Annotated in this window: 18 protein-coding genes; 3 read left to right on the top strand and 15 right to left on the bottom strand. The window is 59.4% G+C overall.

What is annotated here, in order from left to right; genetic code table 11:
* Nucleotides 1-45 precede the first annotated feature (45 nt).
* The 3 genes from rpoD to rpsU form a co-directional block, all read right to left on the bottom strand.
* Nucleotides 46-1,893 carry an RNA polymerase sigma factor RpoD gene (rpoD, locus tag J9870_RS26675; protein WP_135847475.1) on the bottom strand — a complete coding sequence of 616 codons (1,848 nt, stop codon included), beginning with the start codon at nucleotides 1,891-1,893 and terminating at the stop codon, nucleotides 46-48.
* A 67-nt stretch (nucleotides 1,894-1,960) separates the two neighbouring features.
* Entirely contained in the window at nucleotides 1,961-3,919 is a 1,959-nt protein-coding gene (gene dnaG, locus J9870_RS26670) for a DNA primase (RefSeq protein WP_210641501.1), read from the bottom strand.
* A 481-nt stretch (nucleotides 3,920-4,400) separates the two neighbouring features.
* Nucleotides 4,401-4,616, bottom strand: a complete 216-nt coding sequence (gene rpsU, locus J9870_RS26665) for a 30S ribosomal protein S21 (protein WP_002551877.1) — start codon at nucleotides 4,614-4,616, stop codon at nucleotides 4,401-4,403.
* Between the two features lie 199 nt (nucleotides 4,617-4,815).
* Here rpsU and tsaD point away from each other — a divergent pair, with 199 nt between their 5' ends.
* Nucleotides 4,816-5,841, top strand: a complete 1,026-nt coding sequence (gene tsaD / locus J9870_RS26660) for a tRNA (adenosine(37)-N6)-threonylcarbamoyltransferase complex transferase subunit TsaD (protein WP_210641498.1) — start codon at nucleotides 4,816-4,818, stop codon at nucleotides 5,839-5,841.
* An 8-nt stretch (nucleotides 5,842-5,849) separates the two neighbouring features.
* Here the strand turns inward: tsaD and plsY are convergent, their stop codons facing one another.
* Entirely contained in the window at nucleotides 5,850-6,419 is a 570-nt protein-coding gene (gene plsY, locus J9870_RS26655) for a glycerol-3-phosphate 1-O-acyltransferase PlsY (RefSeq protein ID WP_210641496.1), read from the bottom strand.
* A gap of 74 nt (nucleotides 6,420-6,493) precedes the next feature.
* Between plsY and folB the strand changes: the two genes are divergently transcribed.
* On the top strand, nucleotides 6,494-6,847 hold the full coding sequence (gene folB / locus J9870_RS26650; protein WP_210641495.1) for a dihydroneopterin aldolase: 354 nt from the start codon (nucleotides 6,494-6,496) through the stop codon (nucleotides 6,845-6,847).
* Entirely contained in the window at nucleotides 6,838-7,356 is a 519-nt protein-coding gene (gene folK, locus J9870_RS26645) for a 2-amino-4-hydroxy-6-hydroxymethyldihydropteridine diphosphokinase (RefSeq protein ID WP_210641493.1), read from the top strand. Before folB ends, folK begins: the two co-directional genes overlap by 10 nt.
* A gap of 152 nt (nucleotides 7,357-7,508) precedes the next feature.
* Here folK and J9870_RS26640 read toward each other — a convergent pair whose 3' ends face one another.
* The 11 genes from J9870_RS26640 to J9870_RS26590 form a co-directional block, all read right to left on the bottom strand.
* Entirely contained in the window at nucleotides 7,509-8,735 is a 1,227-nt protein-coding gene (locus J9870_RS26640) for a multifunctional CCA addition/repair protein (RefSeq protein WP_210641490.1), read from the bottom strand.
* Between the two features lie 63 nt (nucleotides 8,736-8,798).
* Entirely contained in the window at nucleotides 8,799-10,364 is a 1,566-nt protein-coding gene (locus tag J9870_RS26635) for a SpoVR family protein (protein ID WP_210641488.1), read from the bottom strand.
* A complete protein-coding gene (locus J9870_RS26630; protein ID WP_210641486.1) occupies nucleotides 10,361-11,632 on the bottom strand; it encodes a YeaH/YhbH family protein in 1,272 nt (423 codons plus the stop codon). The genes J9870_RS26635 and J9870_RS26630 overlap by 4 nt, the downstream gene beginning before the upstream one ends.
* 113 nt (nucleotides 11,633-11,745) lie before the next feature.
* On the bottom strand, nucleotides 11,746-13,668 hold the full coding sequence (locus tag J9870_RS26625) for a PrkA family serine protein kinase (RefSeq protein WP_210641484.1): 1,923 nt from the start codon (nucleotides 13,666-13,668) through the stop codon (nucleotides 11,746-11,748).
* A gap of 302 nt (nucleotides 13,669-13,970) precedes the next feature.
* Nucleotides 13,971-14,300, bottom strand: a complete 330-nt coding sequence (glpE, locus tag J9870_RS26620) for a thiosulfate sulfurtransferase GlpE (RefSeq protein WP_210641482.1) — start codon at nucleotides 14,298-14,300, stop codon at nucleotides 13,971-13,973.
* A 33-nt stretch (nucleotides 14,301-14,333) separates the two neighbouring features.
* A complete protein-coding gene (locus tag J9870_RS26615) occupies nucleotides 14,334-15,212 on the bottom strand; it encodes a symmetrical bis(5'-nucleosyl)-tetraphosphatase (protein WP_210641481.1) in 879 nt (292 codons plus the stop codon).
* Complete coding sequence (gene apaG, locus J9870_RS26610) at nucleotides 15,212-15,592, bottom strand: Co2+/Mg2+ efflux protein ApaG (RefSeq protein WP_210641479.1); 381 nt, start codon at nucleotides 15,590-15,592, stop codon at nucleotides 15,212-15,214. Before apaG ends, J9870_RS26615 begins: the two co-directional genes overlap by 1 nt.
* 114 nt (nucleotides 15,593-15,706) lie before the next feature.
* The gene (gene rsmA / locus J9870_RS26605) at nucleotides 15,707-16,525 is read right to left on the bottom strand and encodes a 16S rRNA (adenine(1518)-N(6)/adenine(1519)-N(6))-dimethyltransferase RsmA (protein ID WP_210641477.1); all 819 of its coding nucleotides are present in this window, start codon (nucleotides 16,523-16,525) and stop codon (nucleotides 15,707-15,709) included.
* Complete coding sequence (gene pdxA / locus J9870_RS26600) at nucleotides 16,522-17,511, bottom strand: 4-hydroxythreonine-4-phosphate dehydrogenase PdxA (RefSeq protein WP_210641475.1); 990 nt, start codon at nucleotides 17,509-17,511, stop codon at nucleotides 16,522-16,524. Before pdxA ends, rsmA begins: the two co-directional genes overlap by 4 nt.
* Nucleotides 17,508-18,824 (bottom strand): peptidylprolyl isomerase SurA, encoded by a 1,317-nt coding sequence (gene surA / locus J9870_RS26595; protein WP_210641473.1) that lies wholly within the window; start codon nucleotides 18,822-18,824, stop codon nucleotides 17,508-17,510. Before surA ends, pdxA begins: the two co-directional genes overlap by 4 nt.
* The gene (locus tag J9870_RS26590; protein ID WP_210641472.1) at nucleotides 18,805-21,603 is read right to left on the bottom strand and encodes an LPS-assembly protein LptD; all 2,799 of its coding nucleotides are present in this window, start codon (nucleotides 21,601-21,603) and stop codon (nucleotides 18,805-18,807) included. The genes surA and J9870_RS26590 overlap by 20 nt, the downstream gene beginning before the upstream one ends.
* Nucleotides 21,604-21,732 lie beyond the last annotated feature (129 nt).

Genomic DNA, 21,732 nt, shown 5'->3' with positions numbered 1-21,732 from the left:
TATCTGTACATAACAAAACCCCCGGCAGGGCCGGGGGTTTGAAGGTCACTCGTCGAGGAAGGAGCGCAGATGCTCGCTTCGCGTCGGGTGGCGCAATTTGCGCAATGCCTTGGCTTCGATCTGACGAATCCGCTCACGGGTGACATCGAACTGCTTACCGACTTCCTCAAGGGTGTGGTCGGTATTCATGTCGATGCCGAAGCGCATGCGCAGTACCTTGGCTTCACGGGCAGTAAGGCCGGAGAGTACTTCGCGAGTCGCTTCCTTGAGGCTCTCAACGGTGGCGACATCGATCGGAGACTGCATGGTCGAGTCTTCGATGAAGTCACCCAGATGGGAATCTTCGTCGTCACCGATCGGGGTTTCCATGGAGATCGGCTCTTTGGCGATCTTCAGTACCTTGCGGATCTTGTCCTCAGGCATTTCCATGCGTTCGCCCAGCTCTTCCGGGGTCGGTTCGCGACCCATTTCCTGCAACATCTGCCGGGAAATACGGTTGAGCTTGTTGATCGTCTCGATCATGTGCACCGGAATACGGATGGTGCGGGCCTGGTCGGCGATCGAGCGAGTGATCGCCTGACGGATCCACCAGGTGGCATAAGTCGAGAACTTGTAGCCGCGACGGTATTCGAACTTGTCCACCGCTTTCATCAGGCCGATGTTGCCTTCCTGGATCAGATCGAGGAATTGCAGGCCGCGGTTGGTGTACTTCTTGGCGATGGAGATCACCAGACGCAAGTTCGCCTCAACCATCTCTTTCTTCGCGCGGCGGGCCTTGGCCTCGCCGATCGACATGCGACGGTTGATGTCCTTGATCTCAGCGATGCTCAGGCCGGTTTCGGTCTCCAGCGCGCTCAGTTTCTGCTGGCAACGAATGATGTCCGGTTGCAGGCGACCAATGGCTTCGGCGTATTTGCTTTTGCCTTTGGCCAGGGCATCGGTCCAGCTTTCGTCGACTTCGTGGCCAGGGAACTGACGCAGGAAATCGGCGCGTGGCATGCGGGCATCACGCACGCAAAGTTGCATGATCGCGCGCTCTTGCTGACGCAGACGATCCAGGGCGCTGCGAACACGCTCCACCAGGCCTTCGAACTGCTTGGGCACCAGCTTGATCGGCATGAACAGCTCGGCCAGTGCCAACAGCTCGGCGATGGCCTGCTTGTTGTTACGACCATGCTTTTTCAGCGCCTTGCGGGTGATTTCCATCTGGTCGGCCACAGCGCCGAAACGCTGTGCAGCGATGACCGGATCCGGACCGCTTTCGGCTTCTTCCTCGTCGTCGCTGGCTTCGGCGTCGTCGTCATCGGTGTCGTCGTCGGCCTTGACGGCTTTCGCGTCGATCGGCGGCGGCACTTCGGCGGCAGGCGGCGCAATGCCGTCGTCCGGGTCGATATAACCACTCAGGACGTCGGACAGGCGGCCACCTTCGGTGGTGACGCGGGTGTACTCGGAGAGAATATGGTCAACCGTGCCAGGGAAGTGCGCGATTGCGCCCATCACTTCACGGATGCCTTCTTCAATACGCTTGGCGATTTCGATTTCGCCTTCGCGTGTGAGGAGCTCTACCGTACCCATTTCACGCATGTACATGCGCACGGGGTCCGTGGTGCGACCAATGTCGGTCTCGACCGCTGCCAACGCTGCGGCCGCTTCTTCAGCGGCCGCCTCGTCGGTATCGGCGTCGGCCAGCATAAGGGCATCCTTATCTGGAGCAACCTCGAATACGTTGATCCCCATGTCGTTGATCATGCGGATGATGTCTTCCACCTGTTCCGGATCTGAAATATCCTCCGGCAGGTGGTCGTTGACCTCCGCGTAAGTCAGGTAGCCCTGCTCACGACCCAATAGGATCAACTCTTTGATACGAGACTGCTGTTGCGCTTTTCCGGACATAACACCCTATCCACTGAAGGTCTTGGCGGGCAAAAAACAAGCCGAGGATTATACCTGAGCTGTGACCTCACGCGCCAGTTGAGGTCGGGTTTGATGCGCAAACATTGCGGCTGAGTAAGTCGCGCAATTGGTTTTTCTCTTCGCTGGTCAACTCGCTCTGGCGAGCTTTTCGCAGAAGTTGTTCCAGATTTCGCTCGCGTTGGCGGGCGGACAAGCTAGTAATGGTGTCGAAAAACTGTTGTTCAAGGTTATCTCCTTCAATCAGCCATTCCTTCTCGGCCAGGGCCTTCAACAGACGCCCCTGTTCGGTGCCATGCCATCGTGCGATCAACTGGAAAGAGTTTAGCTTGGGGTTCTTCTGCACCGCTTCAAGGAGCGCGACCAGCAATTGCGTATTGCTGTGGTCCTCGGCGGCGAAGTGCCCGGCGTCCTCGACCTTTTCAGCCAGTTGCGGGTGATGCAGCAAGGTGCGCAAGGCGGCCAGTGTTGGTGGTTCGACGGCGGCCGGCACGCGCGGGGCACGTGGCTGGTCACGATCGCCGCGCTTGCCGTTCTTGTCCCAAGGCTTTTTGTCCCATTTCTTGCCGCCGCTGCCGGGTTTTTTCGGCGTCCATTCCTGCTGCGGTGCATAGTCCTGCTGCGGTTGATGATAGTCGGCGAAATCTGGCATCGCGTCGTAATCGATACCCGGGTCGTAGGTCGGTGGCGCCTCCTGAGGCGCACTGTGGACCAGTTGATTGACCGCTTCGCTGTTCAGGCCGGTGATCTCGGTCAGGCGCTGGCGCATGAGCGTGCGCAGGTTGGCGCCAGGCACCTTGTCGATCAGTGGTGCCGCGAGAGTGGCCATGTGGGCCTTGCCTTCGAGTGAGCGCGGATCGGCCTCTTCGGTCAATTGCTGGAAAAAATAATCGGCCAATGGTTGCGCGTGCTGATTGATCCGCGCGCGGAACGCATCGGTCCCCTCGGAGCGCACCAGGGTATCCGGGTCCTCGCCTTCTGGCAGGAACAGGAAGCGTGCACGCCGCCCGTCCTGCAGGCACGGCAGGGTGGCTTCCAGTGCACGCCAGGCGGCATTGCGGCCGGCCTGGTCGCCGTCAAAGCAAAACAGCACGTTGGGCACCACGCGAAACAGGCGCTTCATGTGTTCTTCGCTGGTGGCCGTGCCCAGGGTCGCGACGGCGTTGCGCAGGCCTTGCTGGGCCAGGGCGATAACGTCCATGTAGCCTTCGACGACAATGATTTCGTCGAGATTGCGGTTGTTCTTGCGCGCTTCGTACAGGCCATAGAGTTCCTGGCCTTTATGGAAGACCGGGGTTTCCGGGGAGTTCAAGTACTTGGGCTTGTCGTCACCCAGTACTCGGCCACCGAAAGCAATGATCCGCCCGCGGGTGTCGCGGATGGGGAACATTACCCGGTCGCGGAAGCGGTCGTAGCGCTTGCCGGTTTCGGCATTCTCGACCAGCAGGCCGGCGTCGATCATGGCGCGTTGCTGCAGCGTGTCGCTGCTTAGATGCTTATAGAGATTGTCCCAGCCGGGCGGGGCGAAGCCGAGGCCGAAGTCCCGGGCGATTTCGCCGGTCAGGCCGCGACCCTTGAGGTAATCCACCGCTGCCTTGCGTGCCGGATGGCTTTTGAGGGCCTGGCGATAAAAGTCGGCCGCCGCGGTCAGCAGTGGATAGAGCGGCGAGTCGGTCGGTTGGCGCGGCTTGTGTTGCCGACCGCTTTCCTCCCGGGGAATCTCCATGCCAGCGGCTTTGGCCAGTTCTTCGACGGCCTGGGGAAAGTCCAGGTTGTCGTGGTCCATGATGAAGCCGAGGGCATTGCCGCCCGCGCCGCAGCCAAAGCAATAGTAGAACTGCTTGTCGGGGCTGACGCTGAACGACGGGGTTTTTTCCTTGTGAAACGGGCAGCAGGCCGTGTAGTTCTTGCCTGCTTTCTTCATTTGCAGGCGAGAGCTGACCACGTCGACGATGTCGGTGCGGTTCAGGAGGTCGTCAATAAAGCTCTGGGGAATCAGCCCGGCCATGGCGTTCTCATCATCACTGCGCGAAATATGGACCCGAAATCAGCAGGCGTAACCGGCTCTTGGTCTTGAGGCACAGTAAAACGGTGGCTCGACCGGGTCGTCTGCATCATCGCTGTCGGGAAGTGTATCTGCCGATAATCCACTGACGTTAATAACTATCAGCATTCGACTGTTTGAATGTGTTGCGCTGAGTCCGGTAACGGCCGGTCAGGCCTCGGATAGCTCATCAAGCGGGCACGCAAGCAGGTGCCTTGGGCTGATCGTCGTTAGAGGAATCAGGGGTGTGCTCGTCAGTAGCCTTGGTAGGCTCGTCAGAAGAGACGTGCACCGCTGGCAAAAGAGCCAGGTCTGACGTGGTGAAGCAGGTTGTCTTGGTCGCGTCTGCGGCTTTGACGGTGAAGCATCAAGCGTGATTCCGCAAATGCCATAAGCCCGGCTTGAGGGCCGGGCTTGGCAGAAGCTTGCTACGGACGTCTGTGTATTAGTACAGACGTACGGCGCGGCGCTGTTCGCGCTGAACTTTCTTGGCGTGACGCTTAACAGCGGCTGCTGCTTTGCGCTTACGCTCCGAAGTCGGCTTCTCGTAGAATTCGCGGCTACGAACTTCAGCCAGAACACCGGCTTTTTCGCAGGAGCGCTTGAAACGACGCAGAGCTACGTCGAAGGGTTCGTTCTCTTTTACTTTGACGGCTGGCATCCAGAGCTACCTTCATTCATTACCGGGGTCAACATCCTCGCGGCAAAAGAGCACTTGAAGACGTCGGTTTTTAAGGGTTGCGGATGTTAACCCCTCATCGCTCGGAATGCAAAGCCTCTGATCGAAAACCGCTGGTCGGGGCACAACGCGGCGACTATTATGCGCGCCTTCGAATTCAGCCTCTACAAGGCGCAAACCCATGCTAGTACTGGGATTAGAAACCTCCTGCGACGAAACCGGCGTTGCACTTTACGACAGTGAACGCGGCCTGCTGGCCGATGCGCTGTTCAGCCAGATCGACCTGCACCGCGCTTATGGTGGGGTGGTGCCTGAGCTTGCGTCGCGCGATCACGTCAAGCGCATGCTGCCCTTGATCCGCCAGGTCCTGGCCGAAGCAGGCTGTGTACCGACCGAGATCGATGCCATTGCCTACACCGCTGGGCCGGGCCTGGTGGGCGCGTTGCTGGTAGGCGCTTCCTGCGCCCAGGCGCTGGCCTTTGCCTGGGGTATCCCGGCCCTTGGTGTGCACCACATGGAAGGCCACTTGCTGGCGCCCATGCTGGAGCCGCAACCACCGCAATTTCCGTTCGTCGCTTTGTTGGTGTCTGGCGGCCATACGCAGCTGGTTCGGGTCGATGGCATCGGCCAATACCAGTTGCTGGGCGAAACACTTGACGACGCCGCTGGCGAAGCTTTCGACAAAACCGCGAAAATGATGGGGCTCAATTATCCCGGCGGACCGGAAATCGCCCGACTTGCAGCTCAAGGCGTTGAAGGACGTTTCGTGTTTCCGCGTCCGATGTGCGATCGCCCGGGTCTTGATTTCAGTTTCAGCGGCCTGAAAACCTTCGCCCTGAATACTTGGCAGCAGTGCGTCAGCGCCGGGGACGACAGTGAGCAAGCCCGTTGCGACATCTCGCTGGCGTTCCAGCAGGCCGTGGTGGAGACTTTGACCATCAAGTGCAAGCGTGCCCTGAAGCAGGCCGGTCTCAAGCGTCTGGTAATCGCAGGTGGGGTGAGTGCGAACAAGGCGTTGCGCGTATCACTGGAGAAAATGCTCGGCGACATGAAGGGCGACGTTTACTACGCCCGGCCGGAGTTCTGTACCGATAACGGCGCGATGATTGCTTTTGCCGGCTGTCAGCGTTTGCAGGCTGGCCAGCATGAAAGCCTGGCCATCAGCGTGCAGGCGCGTTGGCCGATGGAGCAGTTGTCGCCGCTGTGAAGCGGCTTTTAAAAATGCCGTTCGCGCCCGGCGAACAGGTCGCGTAGATTGCCTCGGTGACGCCAGACGATCAGTGCGACCAAGGCTGTCATCGGCAACAAGGCCGCCGGCTCCTGCCAGGCCAGTAGTGGCAGGGTCAGCGGTGTGGCGATCAGCGCGGCCAGTGAGCTGGTGCGGGTCAGGTAGAACGTCAGCAGCCAGGCACAGACCGCCAGTAGGGCAGCGGGCGGATACAGGCCCAGCAGCATGCCGGCAGCAGTGGCGACACCCTTGCCGCCACGAAAGCGAAAGTACAGCGGAAACAGGTGGCCGATAACGGCGCAGACGCCGATCCAGGCCTGTTGCTGCAACGAGAGCCCTGCAAGGCTGGCGATCAATACCGGGAAAAGACCTTTGCAGAGGTCGCCAAGCAGGGTCAGGACGGCGAGTTTGCGTCCGGCCAGGCGCAGCATGTTGGTGGCGCCGGCATTGCCTGAGCCACTCGTTCGCGGATCCGGGCGACCGGTCAGGCGGCTAAGCAAAATGGCAAAGGACAGCGAGCCGAGCAGGTAGGCGAGAATCGCCAGTAACCAAAACATGCTAACTATTCCGGGCGAGGACGCCCTGATTCTAACGGCGCATTGCGCCCTTGTCGTGCTGCGGAGAAGAGTGCTTGGACAGAGTGTTTATCGAGGGCCTGGAAGTCGACACGGTAATCGGTGCCTACGACTGGGAACGAGGCATCCGACAGTGTCTGCGGCTTGACCTGAGTTTCGCTTGGGACAACCGCCCGGCCGCCGCAGGCGATGACCTGACTTTGGCGCTCGACTACGCCAGCGTATCGGCGCGCATCCAGTCATTTGCCGAGCAAGCGCAGTTCCAGTTGGTCGAAACGTTCGCCGAACGACTGGCCCAGGAACTGATGGACGAGTTCAAGATTACTTGGCTGCGTCTGAAGGTGACCAAGCCCGGTGCGGTGCCGGCGGCCAGCGGTGTTGGCGTGGAGATCGAGCGCGGATGTCGCTGACTCAGGTTTTTCTCGGGCTCGGCAGCAATATCGAGCGCGAAATCCATTTGCGTGCGGGCCTTGAAGCCTTGGCCGATTTCCTGGTGGACATACGCTGTTCGGCGGTCTTCGAGAGTCAGCCGGTGGGGATCAAGAGCGGGCCATTCTTCAATTTCGTCGTGTCGGCCTTCACGGATCTGCCGCTGATGGAGTTGGACCGTCGCCTCAAGTTCATCGAGGCGGACAACGGTCGTTATGCGCCGGATCGCAAGGGGCTGCCGCTGGATATCGACGTGCTGCTGTATGGCGAACAGGTTGGCAACTTCGACGGGTTGATTCTGCCTCGCGCCGAAATCCTCAAGAACGCCTTTGTTCTGTGGCCGTTGTCGTTGATCGCGCCGGATCGGATTCATCCAGGTGTGGGCAAAAGCTTCGCCACTTTGTGGGGCGAGTCGCAGATTGATCAGGTGTTGGCGCCGGTGGCTTTTGAGTGGCGAGGCCAGCAGCTTACGCCGTCGAATCTGCTGTGAGGCGCCTGCGGTCATCGCGAGCAAGCTCGCCCCCACATTGATTAGCCAGCGGACACATGTGTTGTGTTCGACTGAAGCCCACTGTAGGAGCGAGCTTGCTCGCGATGGCGGTGGCGCATCCCGCGAAGATGCAAGCCGCCCCATGCCATCCGTCAGTTCGCTGCGTCCTTGTACGCTTTCAACGCCCTGAGGCGCTCGCGCTTGATCGCCTCGCCCAACTCCGGCCCCTTGAAGCCCTTCTCCAGCAAGGGCTGCACTGCCACTCCGCGGGCCGCCGCTGCTGCACCTCGCAAATAGTCAGCCTGTGGATAACTTCTCTCTTCGAGCCCTTTGCGTCCCCGCGCATCCATCTCGCACGCCGCGATGAATTCCTCGAAGCGCTGAGGCCGGCGATACACGTCAAAACTCTGCAACAGCTCAAGCAGGGTAGAAGCCTTGAGCTCAAGTGCACGATGACCATGGGTGTGGTACTGGCCAACCAATAGCGCCAACTCCTGGCAGTCGCGCGGCACCTTGAAGCGCTCATTGACCGCTTTGATCAGTTTCAATCCCTTGTGCTCGTGAGCGATGTGTCGCGGCCATTCGTGCTCGGGTGTCAGGCCTTTCCCCAAATCATGGAGCAGGCAAGCCCAGCGGACGGTCAGAGGCTGCCGGTGTAGCGCTGCCTGTTCCAGCACGCTCAGGGTATGCAAGCCAGTGTCGATTTCCGGGTGATGGGCTTCAGGTTGTGGCACGCCGAACAGCGCATCGACCTCGGGTATCAGAACCTTGAGTGCCGTACAGTCGCGCAGCACCTGGATAAACACCTGTGGTTGATTTTCCATGAGGGCGCGGGAAATTTCTTTCCAGCTGCGTTCGGCGGTCAATGCCTCCAGCTCGCCGGAATCGCTGAGCTGACGCATCAGCTCAAGTGTTTCATCGGCCACTTTGAAGCCCAGCGGAGCATAACGTGCGGCGAAGCGAGCAACTCGCAGTACTCGGAGGGGATCTTCGGCAAATGCGGGGGAAACGTGGCGCAAAATTCTGGCTTCGAGATCGCGCTGGCCGTGGTATGGATCAGTGAGATGGCCGTTGTCGTCCTCAGCCATGGCGTTGATCGTAAGGTCTCTGCGGATCAGGTCTTCTTCGAGGGTCACTTCAGGGCTGGCATGGAACACAAAGCCGCCATAGCCTCGACCGCTTTTGCGTTCGGTACGGGCCAAGGCGTACTCCTCGCCGGTCTTCGGGTCGAGGAACACCGGGAAATCGGCCCCCACGGGGCGGAACCCCTTGGCCAGCATCTGCTCGGCGGTGGCACCCACCACGACCCGATCGATGTCGGTGACGGGGATGCCCAGCAGGCGATCGCGAACGGCGCCGCCGACTTTATAAATCTGCATAAAAAACCTCCGTTGGTCCGACAGGATAACCTTTGCGCCGGACGTTCGGAGGTGAAAACGGGATCAAAGGTGAATGACGGCCAGGTCCAGGCGGCCATAGTCTCCTTCGGCTTGTTCGGTGCGGGGCGGCACATGGTGGGTTTTCATCACCTGGTCGCCCTGCAAGGTCTCCAGATGGATGTCGAAACCCCAGAGACGATGCAGGTGCTTGAGTACCTCATCGGTGGAGTCGCCCAGCGGTTTTCGGTCATGAGCCTGGTGGCGCAGGGTCAGCGAGCGATCTCCCCGGCGGTCGATGCTGTAGATCTGCACGTTGGGCTCGCGATTGCCCAGGTTGTATTGGGCCGCCAGGGTCTCGCGGATGATGCGATAACCGCCTTCGTCATGGATGGCAGGCACCAGCAGGTCATCTTTCTGGTCATCATCGAGAATGCTGAACAGCTTCAGGTCGCGGATCACCTTGGGTGAGAGGTACTGCAGGATGAAGCTTTCATCCTTGAAGCTGCTCATGGCGAACTTGATGGCGGACAGCCAGTCCGAGCCCGCGATGTCCGGGAACCAGCGCCGATCCTCCTCGGTGGGGTTTTCGCACATGCGCCGAATGTCACGGTACATGGCAAAGCCCAGTGCATAAGGATTGATACCGCTGTAGTACGGGCTGTCGAAACCGGGCTGGAACACTACGCTGGTGTGGGATGTCAGGAACTCCATCATGAAGCCGTCGGTCACCAGGCCTTCGTCGTACAGGTCGTTCATCAGCGTGTAATGCCAGAACGTGGCCCAGCCCTCGTTCATGACCTGGGTCTGGCGTTGTGGATAGAAATACTGGGCAATCTTGCGCACGATGCGCACGATTTCCCGTTGCCAGGGCTCCAGCAGCGGCGCGTGTTTTTCAATGAAATAAAGAATGTTTTCCTGCGGTTCGGCAGGGAAGCGCGCGTTGTCTTTTTCACTGTATTTGTCGGCACCCTTGGGAATGGTGCGCCACAGGTCGTTGATCTGCTTTTGCAGGTGTTCTTCACGGTCCTTTTGGCGACGGCGCTCTTCTTCGGCAGAAATCGGATATGGCCGCTTGTAACGGTCCACGCCGTAGTTCATCAGGGCGTGGCAAGAGTCCAGCAGATCCTCCACTGCGTCGATGCCGTGGCGCTCTTCGCATTGCATGATGTACTGCTTGGCAAACACCAGGTAGTCGATGATCGAGCTGGCATCGGTCCAGGTGCGGAACAGGTAGTTGCCCTTGAAGAAACTGTTGTGGCCGTAGCACGCATGCGCCACCACCAAAGCCTGCATACAGATGGTGTTTTCTTCCATCAGGTAAGCGATGCACGGGTCGGAGTTGATCACGATCTCGTAAGCCAGCCCCATCTGGCCACGGCTGTAGGATTTTTCGGTGCTGAGGAAGTGCTTGCCGTAGGACCAGTGGTGATAACCCAGCGGCATACCGACCGACGCATAAGCGTCCATCATTTGCTCGGCGGTGATGACCTCGATCTGGTTCGGATACGTGTCCAGGGCATAACGGTCCGCGATACGGCTGATTTCGCGGTCGTAGGCCTGGATCAGCTCGAATGTCCATTCGGAGCCGGTGGAAATAGGCTGACGTTTCTGCTCTTTTTTGGCGGTCATGTCACTAACCTGCGCTGGAAGAGTTCACGGAAGACCGGATAGATATCCCCGGCCGAGACCAGTTGTTGTTGGGCAAATGTGTCGGAAAAAGCTTCGGCAATACGCTCATATTCGTACCACAAGGCCTGATGTTCGCGTGGAGTAATTTCCACATAGGTGTAGTACTGGACGAACGGCATGATCTGGTTGATCAGGATGTCACGGCAGATCGGCGAATCGTCGTTCCAGTTGTCACCGTCGGACGCCTGGGCCGCGTAGATATTCCACTCGTTGGCGGGGTAGCGCTCAGCCATGATTTCCTGCATCAGTTTCAAGGCGCTGGAAACGATAGTGCCGCCGGTTTCCCTGGAATAGAAGAATTCTTCTTCGTCCACTTCTCTCGCGCTGGTGTGATGGCGAATGAATACGACGTCGATCTTGTCGTAGTTCCGCTTCAGGAACAGGTACAGCAGGATGAAGAAGCGCTTGGCGATGTCCTTGGTCGCCTGGGTCATGGAGCCTGATACGTCCATCAGGCAGAACATCACTGCCTTGGAGCTGGGGTTAGGCTGTTTCACCAGCAGGTTGTACTTGAGGTCAAATGTATCGAGGAATGGTACGCGATGAATGCGCGCGCTGAGTTTCTCGATTTCCGCTTCGAGATCTTGAATATCGCCGAAATTATCGGGTTCTTCGCGTTTCAGGCGAGCCAGTTCCTCCTTGACCTCCCGCAGTTTGGCCCGGCTGCTTCCTGACAGCGCAATGCGTCGCGCGTGGGCCGAACGAAGTGTGCGGATGATATTGATGCGCGAAGGATTGCCTTCGTTGCTGATGCCGGCTCGCACGGTCTTGAAGGTGTCGGTGCCGGTCAGGTTGCGCTTGACCAGGTTGGGCAGTTCCAGGTCCTCGAACATGAACTCAAGGAATTCCTCCTGGGTGATCTGGAACACGAACTCGTCCATACCTTCGCCGGAGTTGCCGGCCTTACCGGGTCCCCTGCCGCCACCGCCTCCTTGTGGACGGGGAATGTGCTCGCCACTGGTGAATTCCTTGTTGCCGGGATGCACCACGGTCTGCTTGCCACCGCGGCCATGGTGAAGCACCGGCTCGTCGATGTCGCGGCCAGGAATGCTGATCTGTTCGCCATGTTCCATATCGGTAATGGAACGCCGGCTGACCGCCTCTTCGACGGCCTTCTTGATGTGATCACGGTAGCGCCGCAGAAACCGCTGGCGGTTTACCGTGCTCTTGTTCTTGCCATTAAGGCGTCGGTCGATCACATAGCTCATAGGCCCCTCCGGGGAAGCTTCAAGTCGTCAGCTCCAAGCCGCAAGGGAAACGCTGTCGAGCCTCGGGCTCAACGGCTGTCCCTCGCAGCCTGTCGCTAGAAACCTGCCGCTGCTTATTGCGATTTGCGGACCCGCAGATACCACTCGGAGAGCAGCCGTACCTGTTTGTCGGTGTAGCCACGTTCGACCATGCGTGTGACGAAGTCGTTGTGTTTTTGCTGGTCCTCCTTGCTGGCCTTGGCGTTGAAGCTGATGACGGGCAGCAGGTCTTCGGTGTTGGAGAACATTTTCTTCTCGATCACCACCCGCAGCTTTTCATAGCTGAGCCAGGTTGGGTTCTTGCCGTTGTTGTTAGCCCGGGCGCGCAATACGAAGTTGACGATTTCGTTACGGAAATCCTTCGGATTGCTGATGCCGGCCGGTTTCTCGATTTTTTCCAGTTCCTCGTTCAACGCCACGCGGTTGAGGATTTCGCCGGTTTCCGGGTCGCGATATTCCTGGTCCTGGATCCAGAAGTCGGCGTACAGCACGTAGCGGTCGAAGATGTTCTGGCCATATTCGCTGTAGGACTCCAGGTACGCAGTCTGGATTTCCTTGCCGATGAATTCGATGTAGCGCGGGGCCAGGTATTCCTTGAGGAATCGTAGATAACGCTCGCGAGTTTCCGCCTGGAACTGTTCCTGCTCGATCTGTTGCTCCAGCACGTACAGCAGGTGAACCGGGTTGGCGGCGATCTCGTGGGGGTCGAAGTTGAAAACCTTGGAGAGGATCTTGAACGCGAAACGTGTAGACAGGCCGTTCATGCCTTCATCGACCCCCGCGTTGTCGCGGTATTCCTGGATCGATTTGGCCTTCGGATCGGTGTCCTTGAGGTTTTCGCCGTCGTATACCCGCATCTTCGAATAGATATTGGAGTTTTCCGGCTCCTTGAGGCGCGATAGTACGGTGAACTGGGCGAGCATCTTCAGCGTGTCGGGCGCGCAGTGGGCCTTGGACAGCGAGCTGTTGAACAGCAGTTTGTCGTAGATCTTCACCTCGTCGGTGACGCGCAGGCAGTACGGTACCTTGACGATGTAGATCCGGTCGATGAAGGCTTCGTTGTTCTTGTTGTTGCGGAAGGTATGCCATTCCGACTCGTTGGAGTGAGCCAGCAGGATACCGGTGAACGGAATGGCCCCCAGGCCCTCGGTGCTGTTGTAGTTACCTTCCTGGGTTGCGGTCAGCAAGGGGTGCAGTACCTTGATGGGGGCCTTGAACATCTCGACGAATTCCATCAGGCCTTGGTTGGCCCGGCACAGTGCGCCTGAATAGCTGTAGGCGTCGGCGTCGTTCTGCGGAAATTCCTCCAGTTTGCGGATATCCACCTTGCCCACCAGGGCCGAAATGTCCTGGTTGTTTTCGTCCCCCGGTTCGGTCTTGGCTACTGCGATCTGGTTGAGGATCGACGGGTAGAGCTTGACCACTCGGAACTGACTGATATCGCCACCGAACTCGGCCAGGCGCTTGGTGGCCCATGGCGACATGATGGTACTGAGGTAGCGGCGTGGGATGCCGAAGTCTTCCTCGAGGATCGCGCCGTCCTCGGTGGCGTTGAACAACCCCAGGGGCGATTCGAACACCGGCGAGCCCTTGATTGCATAGAAGGGCACTTTTTCGATCAATTGCTTGAGCTTTTCGGCCAGGGACGATTTACCGCCACCTACGGGGCCGAGCAGATAGAGGATTTGCTTCTTCTCTTCCAAGCCTTGGGCGGCGTGGCGGAAATAGGACACGATCTGGTCGATGCATTCTTCCATCCCGTGGAAGTCTTCGAAGGCCGGATAGCGGCGAATCACCTTGTTGGAAAAAATCCGCGAAAGCCTCGAGTTGGTCGAGGTATCCAGCAGTTCCGGTTCTCCGATTGCCAGCAACAGACGCTCCGCGGCTGATGCGTAGGCGCTGCGGTCCTGCTTGCAGAGTTCGAGGTATTCCTGCAGCGAGTATTCCTCCTGCCGCGTGGACTCGAAACGTTGTTGGAAGTGGCTAAAAATGCTCATGACGTCACCTCGCTCGATACGTGGAGCCGGTGGCGGATCAATCAGTCGATGCTGGTCAGCCGCTGGTGGAACCCAGCTGCCGTTTACCCCCCAGAATGCTTTCAGGAATGCAGGCTCCTGAAAGCTTACTCCCGATGACCCGTGCGCCGGTGTACCGGCTCTCCCCTGTTTTGGATGGCCTGAGGCTAAGGATAGTTCGGAATCGGAGAGGTAAAGGGGGAATGCGTAATTAGTTGTGGCAGACCGTTCGTCTGCCAGCGCTCAAGCCCACGGTTCCCGCGGGCTTGGGACGACATAAAAAATTATTCGTGAACGCTTTGCGCAATTTCCGAAGGGTAAGTCGTACGCCATTGTTCGAAACCACCGTCCAGGCTGTAGACATCGGTGAAGCCCTGGCTGACCAGGTAGGCGGCTGCGCTTTGGCTGGAGTTGCCGTGATAGCAGACCACGACGGTAGGGGCGTCGAGGTCGGCGGAGCGAATGAAGTCGGCGATGGAGTGGTTATCCAAGTGTCTGGAGCCGCTGATGTGCAGGGCGGCAAATGTGGCTGGGTCGCGAACATCGACGACCACTGCGCCTTGCTCGCGCAGGGCCTGGGCCTGGTCCGGGGGGATGCGTTTGAATTCAGTCATGAAGGGCTCCTGTAGCTTGAAGCGTAGCGCCGGTCAAACGGCGGTGCCGGCCGACACTGATGCAGTGGTCGGCTTGTGGTTGGGTTTGGCATGGCCCTGTTCGTCGCAATCACAACGCAGTTGCTCGCCGGTGTCGACGTTCATCAGTGTCATCGCGCTACCCCATACGCAGCCGGTATCAAGGGCGATGACCCCGGGCTCGTCGGATTGACCTTGCAGCGCCGCCCAATGACCGAAAATGATTTTAAGGTTACGGGTCTTGCGCTCCTTGTGCTTGAACCAAGGGGCGTAGCCGGGCGGGGCCGTCTCGATGCCTTCCTTGCTCTTGAGATCAAGCTTGCCATCGCGGGTGCAGAAACGCATGCGGGTGAAATAGTTGGTGATGACGCGAAGACGGGCCACGCCGGTGAGCTCATTGTCCCATTTGACCGGATCGTTGCCGTACATACCGTCCAGGTAGGGTGCGAACAAATTGTCGTCGCGCAATGCCTGTTCGACCTCGTTGGCGCATTTGAGCGCCTTGCGTAGCGACCACTGGGGGGGGATTCCGGCATGAACCAGTGCCAGGTTGCGTTGCTCGTCATAGTGCATGAGCTTTTGCTGGCGCAACCATTCCAGCAGGTCGACGCAGTCGGGGGCGTTGAGGATTTCGCTCAAGGTATCGGATTTTTTCAGGCGCTCGATGTTCTGCCAGGCGGCCAGCAGGTGCAGGTCGTGGTTGCCGAGCACGCAGACCAGCGACTGGCGGATGCCGTAGAGGAAGCGCAAGGTCTCAAGCGATTGCGGGCCACGGTTGACCAGGTCACCGACCAACCATAGCGTGTCTCGCTGCGGGTCGAAGGCGACTCGCTCCAGCAGGCACTTGAGTGGTTCGAGGCAGCCTTGCACGTCACCCACTGCATACGTGGCCATCAGTGCAAGGCTCCGGGCACCGCCAGGCGGAAGGGTTTGATGATGGCGTCGAAGCGTTTGCCGTCCTCGGCCAGCATCTGGTAAGTGCCCTGCATGGTACCGACCTTGGTCGTCATCACCGTGCCACTGCTATAGCTGTGGCTTTTGCCGGCCTCGATCAACGGTTGCTGACCCACCACGCCTGCACCGCGCACTTCTTCGACATGCCCATCGCCGTCGGTGATGACCCAGTGCCGCGACAGCAGCCTGGCTGGCAAAGAGCCGTTATTGCGTACGGTAATGTTGTAGGCAAAGGCGAAGCGGTTTTGCTCGGGTTGCGACTGTTCTGCCAGAAAACGGGTGGTGACGCTAACGTCGACCTGGTAACGAGGATCGGACATGCAAAAAGGCCTTAGAAGCGAAGCGGGACGCGGGCGTAGCTGATGAAGTCAGTCTAGGCCAAGTATCGGGTAGTAGACCAGAGTGTCGTCCCGCCCGATAGCGATCATCGTCCGTCAGCTGGCGTCGGCTTGCGGCGCAACCTGTTCGCTGAGCTTGTCGGCCAGGCGCACGAAAGCTGCCAGGTCCAACTGTTCGGGACGCAGGCTACCGTCCACGCCGGCGGCTTCGATTTCAGCGCTGCTGAGCAGCAGTTTCAAGGTGTTACGCAGGGTTTTGCGGCGTTGGTTGAACGCTTCACGTACCACCCGCTCCAGCAACCGATGATCCTTGGCCGGGTGCGGCAGGACCGCATGGGGCACCAGGCGGACGATGGCCGAGTCGACTTTCGGCGGCGGGTTGAACGCCCCCGGGCCGACGTTGAACAGGTGTTCGACCCGGCAGTGGTACTGGACCATGATCGACAGACGGCCCCAGTCACCACCGCCAGGACCGGCAGCGAGACGCTCGACCACTTCTTTTTGCAGCATGAAGTGCATGTCGCGGATCAGGCCTGCGTTGCTTAGCAGGTGAAAGATCAGGGGTGTGGAAATGTTGTAGGGCAGGTTGCCAACCACGCGCAGGCTGCGCGGTGCTGCGTTCAAGCTATTGAAGTCGAACTTCAGCGCGTCACCCTGGTGCAGGTTGAAATTGCTCTTGCCAGCGAACTGCTGGTTGAGGATCGGGACCAGGTCCTTGTCCAGCTCCACTACGTCCAGTTGCGCGCCGCTGTCGAGCAGGCCTTCGGTCAGGGCACCCTGGCCCGGGCCGATTTCCAGCAGGCGATCGTCGGGCTTGGCATTGATGGAGCGCAGGATGCGATCGATCACGCCAGCGTCATGCAGGAAGTTCTGGCCGAAGCGCTTGCGCGCGCGGTGTTGGTATTGCTCGGTCATAAATGGGTCTCGGCCATCTGGTAGGCGGTTTCCAGTGCGACTTGCAGGCTACCGGTATCGATCCTGCCGCTGCCAGCCAGGTCCAGGGCTGTGCCGTGGTCCACCGACGTGCGGATGATCGGCAGGCCCAGCGTCACGTTGACGGCTGCGCCGAAGCCTTTGTACTTCAGTACGGGCAGGCCCTGGTCGTGGTACATCGCCAGCACCGCGTCGCAGTGCTCCAGATATTTGGGGGTAAACAGAGTGTCGGCAGGCAGCGGGCCACGCAGGTCCATGCCCTCGCTGCGCAAGCGTTCCAATGTGGGTTCTATGATGTCGATTTCTTCGCGGCCCAGGTGTCCGCCTTCACCGGCATGGGGGTTGAGCCCGCAGACGAGAATACGGGGCTGGGCGATGCCGAATTTTTCCTGCAGGTCGGCATGCAGGATCCGCGTGACCCGCTCCAGGCGTTCCGGGGTGATGGCGTCCGCGATGTCCCGCAGGGGCAGGTGAGTGGTCACCAGGGCCACGCGCAGGCCATGCGTGGCGAGCATCATCACCACTTGTGCGGTGTGAGTCAGGTCCGCCAGAAACTCAGTATGCCCGGAGAAGGCTATGCCGGATTCGTTGATCACACCCTTGTGCACCGGCGCGGTGATCATGCCCTCAAAAGCTCCGTCGAGGCAGCCTTGGCCGGCGCGGGTCAGGGTCTCGAGGACAAACGCCGCGTTGGCCTTGTTCAGTTGGCCGGTAACCACCGGCGCGCCCAGCGGCGTATCCCAGACATACAGGCTGTTGGCCGGCGCCGGGACGTCCGGCCAGGCGTGCGGCGATACTGGCAGCAGATTGACGACCACCCCCAGCTGCGCGGCCCGCTCAAGGAGCAGGTCGCGGCTGGTGATGGCAATCAGAGGGTATGGCTGGGGCCGCGAGGCGAGTAGCAGGCACAGGTCGGGACCAATGCCGGCGGGCTCGCCGGGTGTCAGCGCGAAACGCTTGGGTTTCACTGCGCTGCCTGGTCTGCACCAGGGAGTTTGATTTCAACGTAGGCCTCGTCGCGAATCTGACGCAGCCAGGTTTGCAGCTCTTCGTCGTATTTGCGATTACGCAGTACGGTCATCGCCTGTTGTTCGCGAGCCTGGGTCGTGCTGTCGGTGGCGCGGCGGCCAAGGACTTCCAGCACGTGCCAGCCATAAGGGCTCTTGAACGGCTTGGACAACTGGCCTTGTGGCGTATTGGCCATGACTTGGCGGAACTCGGGGACCAGTGCATTCGGATCGACCCAGTTCAGGTCGCCACCGTTGAGCGCCGAACCCGGGTCTTCCGAGAAGCTCTTGGCCAGTTCGGCGAAGTCTTCGCCTGCCTCGATGCGGTCGTAGAGTTTTTCCGCCAGGCGCTTGGTTTCGGCTTCGCTGCGGATTTCACTTGGCTTGATCAGAATGTGGCGAACATGCACTTCGTCGCGCACCTGGGTTCCGCCACCGCGTTTTTCCAGCACTTTGAGGATGATGAAGCCACCGGGCGTACGGGCTGGTTGGGTGATGTCACCCACCGCCATGGTGCTCAGTTCGCGGTCGAACGGGGGCGGCAGTTGAGCGGGTTTACGCCAGCCCATGTCACCGCCTTCCAGGGCGTTGTCGCTGCCCGATTTGGCAATGGCCATCTGGCTGAAATCAGCACCTTGCTTGAGCTGCTGGTAGACATCCATCGCCTGGCGATAAGCACTCTGGATCGCTTCGGAGTTGGCGCTTTCCGGGGTAGGGATCAGAATGTTCGCCAGGTGCAGTTCTTCGGAAAGCTGCATTTTTCCCAGGTCGGAAGCGAGGAAATTCTTCACTTCCTGCTCGGACACCTGGATGCGTTCGGCGACACGGCGCTGGCGCACACGGCTGATGACCATCTCGCGGCGGATCTGATCGCGGGCGTCCTCGTAAGAGAGGCCGTCGCGAGCCAGGGCGGCGCGGAACTGGTCGATGGTCATGTTGTTGCGCTGGGCAATGGTGCCGACGGCCTGGTTCAGCTCTTCATCGGTGATGCGAATGCCGGAGCGTTCGCCGATCTGCAATTGCAGGTTTTCGACGATCAGGCGTTCGAGCACTTGTTGGTCCAGCACGCCCGGCGGCGGCATGCCGCCGCCGCGCTTGGCGATGGTTTGCTGCACCTCATGGACGCGCTGATCCAGCTGGCTTTGCATGACCACATCGTTGTCGACGATGGCCACCACTTTATCGATGGACTGCACCGCGGCGTTGGCCGCGGTACCCAGGAACAGCGCGCCCAGCATCAGCGGGCGCAGACAATCAGAAAGCTTGATCTTCACGTTCACGATAACCTTGGATGCCTTTGTCGAGGAAGCTCTCTACCTTGGCGCCGGTGAGGCCGCCGAGTCCCTTCAGAACAATTTGGAGGAAGACGCCGTGGTCGCCTTTTTCGTTTTCCGGGGCGGCTTGACTGAACTCTTCATAGTCGACCCAGTAACGGTTGATCAGGCGCAGTTTCCAGCAGCAGTTGTCGTATTCGAAACCACCGAAGGCTTCCAGGGTACGGTTGCGGTTGTAGTCATACTGCCAGCGGCTGATTGCGTTCCACTGCGGCACGATCGGCCATATGACCGAGAAGTCGTGCTGCTTGATCTTGTAGTAGTCCTTCACGTAGCCAGGAGTGCCCGGGGTGCCGTAGTCGCCGCCGCCCACGGACCATTGACCTGTAGTCTGGTCGTAGCGGATCTGGTCGTTGCGGTAGCGGTAACCCGCATTGATGACCTTGTTTGGGTTGTCTGCTGGCTGATAGTGGAACATCGCACTGCCTGAGCGCGGGCTGCGGGTGTCCGGGTCCCAGTTATAGGTGGCTGTTGTACGCCAGTCACGGTTCCAGCGGTATTCGTACTCCAGCGCATAGGGCGATACATCCGACTTGGCGTCTTCGCGGGTCCGGGCGTCGATGCCTGGCAATTGGACTTCTCGGTCCTTGAAGTACAAGGCTTGGCCAACACTGACGCGTTGACGTTCGAAACCGTTTTCTTCGATCCAACGGCTGGTCACACCCAGGGACAACTTGTTCTCGTCGCCGACACGGTCGGAGCCGTAGAAGCGGTTGTCCCGGAATAGCGAGGAATAGCTGAAAGTCGATTCACTGGTATCGAAAATCGGGATGTCGCTCTGATCCTTTTCGGGTACATAAAGGTAGAACAGGCGTGGTTCCAGGGTCTGGCGATAGTTGGTCCCAAACCATTGGGTATTCCGGTCAAAGTACAGGCCGCTGTCGATGCTGGCGATTGGAATGCCACGGCTCTGGCTGCTGCTATAGGTGCCCAGGAGGCGATCCTGTTCAGCGCTTTGTCCGGCAATGTTGGTTTTGCCTCTGTTATCTAGATCGAGGTCGTACTGGGTGTATTGATACTTGAGCGACGGCTTGATGTACCCATAGGATGCGTTCATCGGCAGGCTCACGACGGGCGCCAGGTTCAAGCGATTGCCGTTAGAACGAGCAAGACCCCAAACCCTGGTGTCCAGAAATGGACTTGTGACCCCATCCTCGTTGCTATAGTCGCCAGTCCTCAGGTCACGATCAAACCGCACCAGTTCTGTTTGGTAGGCGAAGTCCAGGCCATAAGGATGTTGCGGCAGTGCACCGTTGACGGTCAGCTGTGGCAAACGGTTATATGGCGTAATGTTCGAAATCGTGGCCATCTGATAGGCCTGTGCGTTCAAGCGTGCCGTATACGTATCACCCCGATAGCTGACGGCCCCTTGCTGGTTTACATAGTCCTTGGACTCGACACCGATCTGGTCGGTCTGCAAATCCTGGAAGTAGTAAGGGTCGCTGATCTTGGTGTAGTCGACTTCCGTCAGCACGCGGGAATCGAGCCCGCCCTTGTGCTGCCAGTTGTACATGTAGCGGGTCTTGCTGTAGTCGGTCTGCTTGGCGCGTTCGTCTTCTTCGTCGTTGAGGTAAGCGGCGCCGAACTGACCTTCGCTGGACTTGGTCAGGTAGCGGAACTCGCCTTCCATCAACATGCCGCGCTTGCTCATGTAGCGCGGGTACAACGTGGCGTCGTAGTTGGGCGCCAGGTTGAAGTAGTACGGAGTGACCAGCAGGAAGCCGGTATCGGTGCCGCTGCCGATGGTCGGCGGCAGGAAGCCGGACTGGCGACGGTCATCGATCGGGAAATAAATATAAGGCGTGTACAGGACTGGAATGTCCTTGACCCGCAGCGTCACGTTGGTCGCGGTACCGAAGCCGGTGGCCGGGTTCAGGGTGATGTTGTTGCCCTTGAGCGTCCAGGCGTTGCTGTTCGGTTCGCACGTGGTGTACGTGCCGTCCTTGAGGCGGATGATCGCGTTCTCGGCGCGCTTGGCGTATAGCGCGTTACCGCGGATGCGCGACTTGTGCATCACGTATTCGGCGTTGTCGACCTTGGCTTCGCCGGTGTCCAGTTGTACATCGGCATGGTCGCCGACGATCAGTGCACCGTTGTCGCGAACCCGTACGTTGCCGCTCAGCTCACCGCGGTTCTCGGCCTGGTACAGGCTGGCCTCGTCGGCCTCGACCTGCATGCTGCCCTGGCGCATGACTACGTCGCCGGCCAGGGTCGCCACCTGTTCTTCCTGCTGATAGCGCGAAGCCTTGGCACCAAGGAACGTCGGCGCGTCACTCTTGGCCGTCTTGTCGTTCATGCCAGGACGAGTCGGTTCGATGTAGGCACCCGAGCAGTAAGGGCCGGTCTCAGCCAATTGTGCAGGCGTGAGGTTCTCGCGCGGAACCCAGTCCAGGTGACTGTAGTCTGCACTGCGCGACTTCAGGCCGCGGCCCTTGGCTTCGGTGACCAGCATCGGCTTGTCGCCGGCCTGTTCGCCCGAGCTGTTGTCGGTCGCAGCGTCGCCGCTGTCGGCAACCGCGCTGCCTTCATGCACCGGGCGCGGCGGCAATGCGGCGGCCGGTGTCTTGGGTGAGCAGTCCCAGGCACCCGAAGCGGAGACGGAGCAGTCATACTGCTGCGCCGCGACGACGAATGAAGAGGCCAGGGGTTGCAGGGCCAGCAGACTGCCGGTGACCAGCAACGGAAATTTTTTACGAAACGCGGGGGATTTCAATGCCATCTTATTAGTCCGGGCTTCCTGCGTGCCATCTGCCCGCGGTGTGGGCCGCACGCCTCTCGATGGTCTGAAAAAGATGCTGGATAATAAAGCATGACCCGCTTGACGGCTAGCGCCGTCGGAGACCCTTGC

This window comes from Pseudomonas sp. Tri1 (assembly GCF_017968885.1).
GTDB lineage: Bacteria > Pseudomonadota > Gammaproteobacteria > Pseudomonadales > Pseudomonadaceae > Aquipseudomonas.
This window is presented reverse-complemented; position numbering and strand designations above follow the sequence as displayed.